At 37.1% G+C, this 6,308-nt stretch carries 8 protein-coding genes; 3 read left to right on the top strand and 5 right to left on the bottom strand.

The features are described from left to right. Positions 1-770, top strand: a 770-nt coding sequence (locus V7Z48_RS10540; protein ID WP_334113413.1) for a cation:proton antiporter, incomplete at its 5' end; no start/stop codon positions are given. A gap of 30 nt (positions 771-800) precedes the next feature. Further along, on the top strand, positions 801-1,574 hold the full coding sequence (locus V7Z48_RS10535) for a hypothetical protein (RefSeq protein WP_334113412.1): 774 nt from the start codon (positions 801-803) through the stop codon (positions 1,572-1,574). A 202-nt stretch (positions 1,575-1,776) separates the two neighbouring features. On the opposite strand, the gene V7Z48_RS10530 is transcribed toward V7Z48_RS10535, so the two are convergent. After that, positions 1,777-3,624 (bottom strand): T9SS type A sorting domain-containing protein, encoded by a 1,848-nt coding sequence (locus V7Z48_RS10530; protein WP_334113411.1) that lies wholly within the window; start codon positions 3,622-3,624, stop codon positions 1,777-1,779. Between the two features lie 374 nt (positions 3,625-3,998). Here V7Z48_RS10530 and V7Z48_RS10525 point away from each other — a divergent pair, with 374 nt between their 5' ends. Then, the gene (locus V7Z48_RS10525; RefSeq protein WP_334113409.1) at positions 3,999-4,562 is read left to right on the top strand and encodes a hypothetical protein; all 564 of its coding nucleotides are present in this window, start codon (positions 3,999-4,001) and stop codon (positions 4,560-4,562) included. 6 nt (positions 4,563-4,568) lie between these two features. Here the strand turns inward: V7Z48_RS10525 and V7Z48_RS10520 are convergent, their stop codons facing one another. From V7Z48_RS10520 to V7Z48_RS10505, 4 genes are all read right to left on the bottom strand, one after another. Next, positions 4,569-5,060: a DUF6646 family protein gene (locus V7Z48_RS10520; RefSeq protein WP_334113408.1), complete on the bottom strand. Its 492-nt coding sequence runs from the start codon at positions 5,058-5,060 to the stop codon at positions 4,569-4,571. A gap of 87 nt (positions 5,061-5,147) precedes the next feature. Further along, complete coding sequence (gene mnhG / locus V7Z48_RS10515) at positions 5,148-5,567, bottom strand: monovalent cation/H(+) antiporter subunit G (protein ID WP_334113407.1); 420 nt, start codon at positions 5,565-5,567, stop codon at positions 5,148-5,150. After that, positions 5,560-5,835, bottom strand: coding sequence for a cation:proton antiporter (locus V7Z48_RS10510; protein ID WP_334113406.1), 276 nt, complete (start codon positions 5,833-5,835; stop codon positions 5,560-5,562). The genes mnhG and V7Z48_RS10510 overlap by 8 nt, the downstream gene beginning before the upstream one ends. Beyond that, the gene (locus V7Z48_RS10505) at positions 5,832-6,308 is read right to left on the bottom strand and encodes a Na+/H+ antiporter subunit E (protein WP_334113414.1); all 477 of its coding nucleotides are present in this window, start codon (positions 6,306-6,308) and stop codon (positions 5,832-5,834) included. Before V7Z48_RS10505 ends, V7Z48_RS10510 begins: the two co-directional genes overlap by 4 nt.

The raw sequence follows: 6,308 nt of genomic DNA, 5'->3' as shown, positions 1-6,308 counted from the left end.
AAGCAGGACTCAACGACGGGATGGCTTTTCCGTTTACCTATTTAGCAGTCATGGTAGCCCAAGCAGGAAGTTATGCAGCCTTTAGCTTTGGTGACTGGTTTTGGGATAAACTGTTGTTAAAAATTATTATAGGTGTAACCATTGGTCTTGTGATGGGCAGAGCTGTTGGTTACTTACTAACGCACCTCGAAAAATGGGCTGGTATAAAAACCTATGATGGCTTTTTGGCGCTGTCCCTAACTTTTGCCGTTTATGGCTTGTCCGAATTATTGCACGGTTATGGGTTTATGGCAGTGTTTTTTGCTGGCTTAAGTTTAAGATATTCTGAAAATGTAAGCGGTAATTTTAAAAAGAAAATGCACGATTTTAACCACGAAATAGAGCGTCTCCTAATTGTAGTTTGGATCATCTTGTTTGGTGGAACCATCATGAATGGGATTTTGGAAATGACGGATTGGAAAGGTATTCTTTTTAGCGCTTTATTTGTGCTGGTAGTGCGCCCACTGGCTGGGCTTATAGGTTTTATAGGCATTAAAGATTCCTTTCGGAATAAATTGGCCATTAGTTTTCTAGGCATTCGTGGCGTTGGCTCAGTGTTTTATTTGTCTTGGGCTTTTTTGCAAACGGATGCTTTCGCCAACAAATACGAGCTCTATGCAATCACGGCATACATCATACTGTTTTCTATTATTCTTCACGGACTTACGGCACCTTCCATCATCCAGTATTTTAGAAGAAACCGGAAAAAGCATGAACTAGACGATATTTAGTAACCCAAACTAGAAGGCACACACACGCATTTGGCAAAGATATATAGCAATAAGGCAATATTTTACAGGCTTGAGACTGATGAAGCTTATCTTACGGATGATGGCTCTATAGCGCGTAAAACGAGACCAAATCTTGCCTATCTTGGTGACAAGGTAAACCCATTTAAGGATACAGATATAGAAGAGAAGCGCTTAAAGCGTTCAGTTTCATTACTTGAGAAAAGTGGCGGACCATATTTAAGGCAATCCACAGACAAGAGTAGAAGACGCCGCTTAAGAACCTTACTTAGAGAAGTGTTCCGTTTTGATGAGACGCAATTTTCTCCAGGACTGCGAAGTATTCATAGGGGTTTGTTAACCACCGAAGGCCGTGATTTGCTTAAGGGATTTGATTTTAATTTACATAGCAAACCAGGAGCTTGCTTGGGTAAAGCCTATAGTCTTAATTTAGAAAAGGGGGAATTGTATTTGCCTAATGTTTCACCTAAGCTTTTATTAGCTGAAACCACCAATGTTAAAAAGTTCTACCTGTGCTTTTTGCTGAGTAAAGTAAATTTTTTACTAGGACAATTTATTACTGTTTGTAGCGATGTAATGCTATTCACCGCAAACGATCCAGATCAAGATTTACGACTAGACGCGGGCCAAATGCCAGATTGCAACGGTATTTATATCGCTTATCTGTGGATTGCCTTTGAACGTGAGGATGCATGCGCCATTTCTAAATTTTTGTGTCATGCAGATGATGTCTTTCGCTTGTTGGTTTGTGAAGGCGACAACACTGTAAATACTAGCGACATATAGCCTTAAGACGTTGATAAGTCTTTGTGCTGTTGTGTTAAATCGTTTTAAGGTAACTAAAACTCTAAAGACTTTGCCAATATTAAGAACAATCTAGTTGATAAAAACCATAAAAAAAGGGAGTTCAACTTTTTAAATTGACTCCCAATTTTACCACTTCTGAAAAAATAATATAGATGTCCCATTATCTATATTTACCGTTAAGCTAACTTCGCTTTAATATTTTTTTAGATACTTTATAACCATTGTTAAGTTCTATATAGGTGATGTAAATACCTGTAGCCATATGCTGCGTATCGATGTTGACGCTCTCTTTTTGAGGTGTTTGACTATTTACCAAACGACCTAATTGGTCAATAATTTGAAGCTTTGTGATATAGGCACCATTCAACGTTTCTATAGATAACTGGTTGCTGTCTGGTTGTGAAATAACCAGTTGTTTATCATTTTCAGTTGCTTCAATTGATAAGGTTTGAGGATTGAATACAATTTCAAACCTGTTGTTAAACTCCCCTGTTGCTGATTCAAATTCATAATCACTTTCACTTAAATTATGTAGGTTATTTAATAGATAGTCTTTGATGTAAATTTGTTCCGTTTCAAAGAACAGCCCTTGTATTTGCGCAATTGAAAAACGGTATTGTACCGATTCAGAAATGCTGGTGTAAAACCCTAAAGGAATGATTTCATTAGTATTCAAACTGTTTTTAGCTTTGCCCTGTATGGCAAGTTTGGTAGTAAAATCACTTTCAATACCTGTATAAATAATGGCCGCAGTTGTAGTTGATAAATTTCTTGGGGCATCGTAATGCTGGCCATCATTGCCATTAGTTGCACCATCAACATAGGCCACTAATACTTGGTTAAATAAACCGCTTTCCGTACTTAGGTTAAGCCAAAACTTATTGTCAGGCGTAGCATTTTGTCTGAAAAATTGATTGTTACTGCTAAAATCAACCATACGCATGGCATTATTAAAAACCGCATTGCCATTGGCGAGTCCTTGTACAAAAAACCCTTGACCCGACGGGATAAATCTCTTTGGTATCACATGCGATCCACCTGCAATTTCACCACTGCCTGCATTAATTATGGCGTAATCGTCACTAGTGAAATTTAAGGTTTCGTTTCCGTTATAGGAAGAACTTGGTGGTGTGCCGTGAGACCAAAAATAAATGGCCCCACCAATCATCCCGCTATTGGCATTAAAAAATGAGTCGGCTTTTATCGCGGAAGGATAGGGATTGCCGATAAAATTCCAGTCGTTATCCCCATTGTCACCGTTGTAATGGATAGGAACATTTATGGTGCCGTTATTAAAAGGACCATCAAAACTATATTTATAAGCGTTACCGGCGACAAATTGAGCGCTATTATGGGTGGTGGCATAACCTCTACCAGGCAGAAGTACGTCAGCTCCATTAAGCAATTGCCAATCATTGGCATCGTCGTCAATATCATCATGTCCTGAAACCATGGTGTTAGTAATAGGATCTAATTTTAAAATATCGAGGTAATTTTCGGCATTAAACCAAAATCTTCTAGAAACATTTGAGGATGCAAAGGCTTGATTAACGGTTGTACCTAATACTGGCGAACTCCAATAAGTATAATCGTACCAATGATTGAGCACAGCTGTTACCTTATTAACGATAGCTTGACCACCAGAATCAACATAAAAACTGCCAGTTGGGCTATTTTGAACAAATGCACCTTTAGATTCCACTATGATATTGCCAATAATATCTACATTGCCTTCAACTTCAACATAAGTATAGTTATCGATTGTAAGGGTGTAGCCAGCATTTACAACTAGTTTTAAAGCCGCAAAACTTCCAAAGCTAGCAGTATTGTAGTCGCCACTAATAACGGCGATTTTTAAAATGGTAGGTGCCAAATTACTCCAGCTAGTACCATTCCATGTAGTTGATTCAACTTCTGGAAAAGAATATGTGCTTTTTGATGATGAAGCAAAAGTGTTAAATTGTAAAAGTACTAAAATTACAAGGCTCAATTGTAACACCTGACGAGGTAAAAGTAATGTTTTGAACATAAGATTAGTATTAGGTATTTGGTTATTTCAAATATAGACCAAGCTTAAAGATCCTCGTTAAAACGATTAAAAAAGTCGATGAAATAGCGTATTTGGGCTAAAATACCGTCGTATAACCCATTTTTGTGAAGTGCATCTTACAATCTTGTAGTCCTTATTACTACAAGCGTGTAATGGTTTTTATTACCATTAAATATTACTTGAAAATCGTAAATTGACAATGGGATGCCGAATCGCTAATTTTCGTTAATAGTATGCGAAAAAATGATTAAAAATACTTGCCAATGCAGGTTAATTTATCATTACCGAACAATGGATTTTTAAGTTTCAAAAAATGAAATTATAATCCTATATTGTAACAAATAATATCAATCATGAAACATGTACCTATTGTTATAGCGCTTCTTATTACTTGTAGTCTCTATTCGCAAGAAACAAACTCCGATACATTCTGGGAGCGTTTGCAACAATTATGTGGTAAGTCGTTTGAAGGAAAGTTAATTGTTCCTGAAAATGATGCGCAATTTGGTGGTAAAGCTTTGGTGATGCATGTGAGAAGTTGTACTGACACCGTTATAAAAATACCGTTGTTTGTAGGTGACGACAAATCCCGAACTTGGGTGTTGACCTATGTTAATGGTTTAATAGAATTGAAACACGACCACCGACACCAAGACGGTAGCCCCGACGAAACCACAATGTACGGTGGCACTGCAAGTAATCCGGGTAAAGCACAAGTACAAGTATTTCCAGCCGATGCCTTTACTGCAGAGCTGATACCAGCCGCAGCCACAAATATCTGGTGGATAACAGTAAACGAAACCGAATTAACCTATAATTTAAAAAGGGTAGATACACCAAGACAGTTCACCATAGTTTTTGATTTAACAAAGGCTATTGACAATCCAGGCCCACCTTGGGGATGGACAGACAATTAATCAATCCTACAGATTAAAGGAAGCGCCTAAATTAAAAACAAACTGGTTGTGAATTTTTTCGGCGGCAGTGAGTGTATCGGTGTTGTATTTTGCTATAGGTATCCCAACTTCTGAATACACGCCAAAACCTGACGAAAAGAAGTAGCGGGCACCTATATGTCCACCAAAATTCTTAAGCCCAAAGCTTAAACCAGGATAAAGATCAAAATTGTCATCTATTCTTAGAACGTTACCAATATTGGCGTTAAATCGTGCGCGTAGGTCTAATCTATCCGCAAAATCTGCATCTGTATTTTCGCTAATACCCAAAGCATAAGTAGTGACAAAACCGAAAGAAATATTTTCGCCAACCCCAAAATCGTAGGTAGCATTGATGCCGGTAGATTTTTCCTGAGCATTGAGGCCTATTTGAACTTTATTATCTCCTTTACCTTTAAAGGCTTGAGCATTCACGAAAGCTACTGAAAGCAATAATACTATTAAAATATAATTTTTCATCTGATTTGATTTGGTTTTACAAGTTACAAATATAAGGTATTTTAACTTTACAAGTTCAATATGAGCACATTAATTAAATGATTGCCTTTATTTTTTGGTATCGTTAGGTTTTTCGTCAATGGTATTTGTGATGGTGGTTGCGTCACTCTCTATATCTTCACTCATAAGTTCGTGGGTTACCTTTTTATACTTGCCTTCAAGATCGTCCATTACAGATTTGTGCCAAAGTTTTACGCCTATAAAATAAGAGGCACGCCCAATGAGATGCGCCGCAATTGGCGCGGTTAGTAAAATAAATAGGATAATGGCCGAAACGCGAGACGTAACCGATAATTCTTTAAAATAAAATGCAGCCGCAATTAAGATTAAGCCAATTCCGAGAGTGGCGGCCTTGGTAGTAACCGAAATACGTAAATAAGTATCTGGCATTCTCACCAAACCAATGGATGCGAGCAGCACAAATAAGGCTCCTAAAGAGGCAATAATGGCAATAAAAAAATCACTCATTTTTATTTCGTTTTTCTAAATAATAGGAGAATGCTACAGTGCCCAAAAAGGCAATTAGCGCCAAAATCATAGCAATGTCTAAAAAGGTTGGTTGGTTGGTGATAATGCTGTAAATAGCAATTATGCCAATACTGGTGGTAATAAGTAAATCGAGCGCAATAACGCGATCGGCGATACTGGGACCAAGCAAAAACCTCACAAAAAGCAAAATCATGGCAACCGATAATACCGGCAATAAAATATAATATAGATAATCGTATAAGGTCATCTTAAAATGTCTAATAAGCGTCGTTCAAATCCTTGTTTAATATCACGGATAAATTTCTCTTTATCGGATATGTACATCGCATGTACATATAATACTTTTCTATCGTTTGATACATCAAGACTTAAGGTTCCTGGTGTGAGTGAAATTAGATTGGCTAACAGCGTAATTTCTATGTCGGTTTTAGCATCTAATGGCAGTTTTACGATGCCGGGTTTCATATAAAACTTAGGAGTAACCACATCAAAAGCTACTTGAATATTTGCCTTTATTAATTCGTACAAAAAGAATAGAAAAAAGAAAATAATCTTTGGAACAAGTCTGAAATATTTTTCATCGCCGTTGCTTAGGGTGATAATCCATAGTATAAGAAAGCTCAAGATAAACCCAAAGAGAAAATTAAGAAATGCAAAACTTCCTGTAAGGGCTACCCAAACAAAGGTTAGTAGTATGTTGCTTAAAAATCGTTGACTTAT

Origin of the sequence: Paucihalobacter sp., assembly GCF_036825875.1 — a bacterium.
Classification (GTDB): domain Bacteria; phylum Bacteroidota; class Bacteroidia; order Flavobacteriales; family Flavobacteriaceae; genus Paucihalobacter.
This window is presented reverse-complemented; position numbering and strand designations above follow the sequence as displayed.

Excerpts from the sequence above, each read along its gene's own strand:
- V7Z48_RS10530 (WP_334113411.1), bottom strand. The coding sequence starts at position 3,624 with ATGTTCAAAACATTACTTTTACCTCGTCAGGTGTTACAATTGAGCCTT.
- V7Z48_RS10525 (WP_334113409.1), top strand. The coding sequence starts at position 3,999 with ATGAAACATGTACCTATTGTTATAGCGCTTCTTATTACTTGTAGTCTC.
- V7Z48_RS10520 (WP_334113408.1), bottom strand. The coding sequence starts at position 5,060 with ATGAAAAATTATATTTTAATAGTATTATTGCTTTCAGTAGCTTTCGTG.
- mnhG (WP_334113407.1), bottom strand. The coding sequence starts at position 5,567 with ATGAGTGATTTTTTTATTGCCATTATTGCCTCTTTAGGAGCCTTATTT.
- V7Z48_RS10510 (WP_334113406.1), bottom strand. The coding sequence starts at position 5,835 with ATGACCTTATACGATTATCTATATTATATTTTATTGCCGGTATTATCG.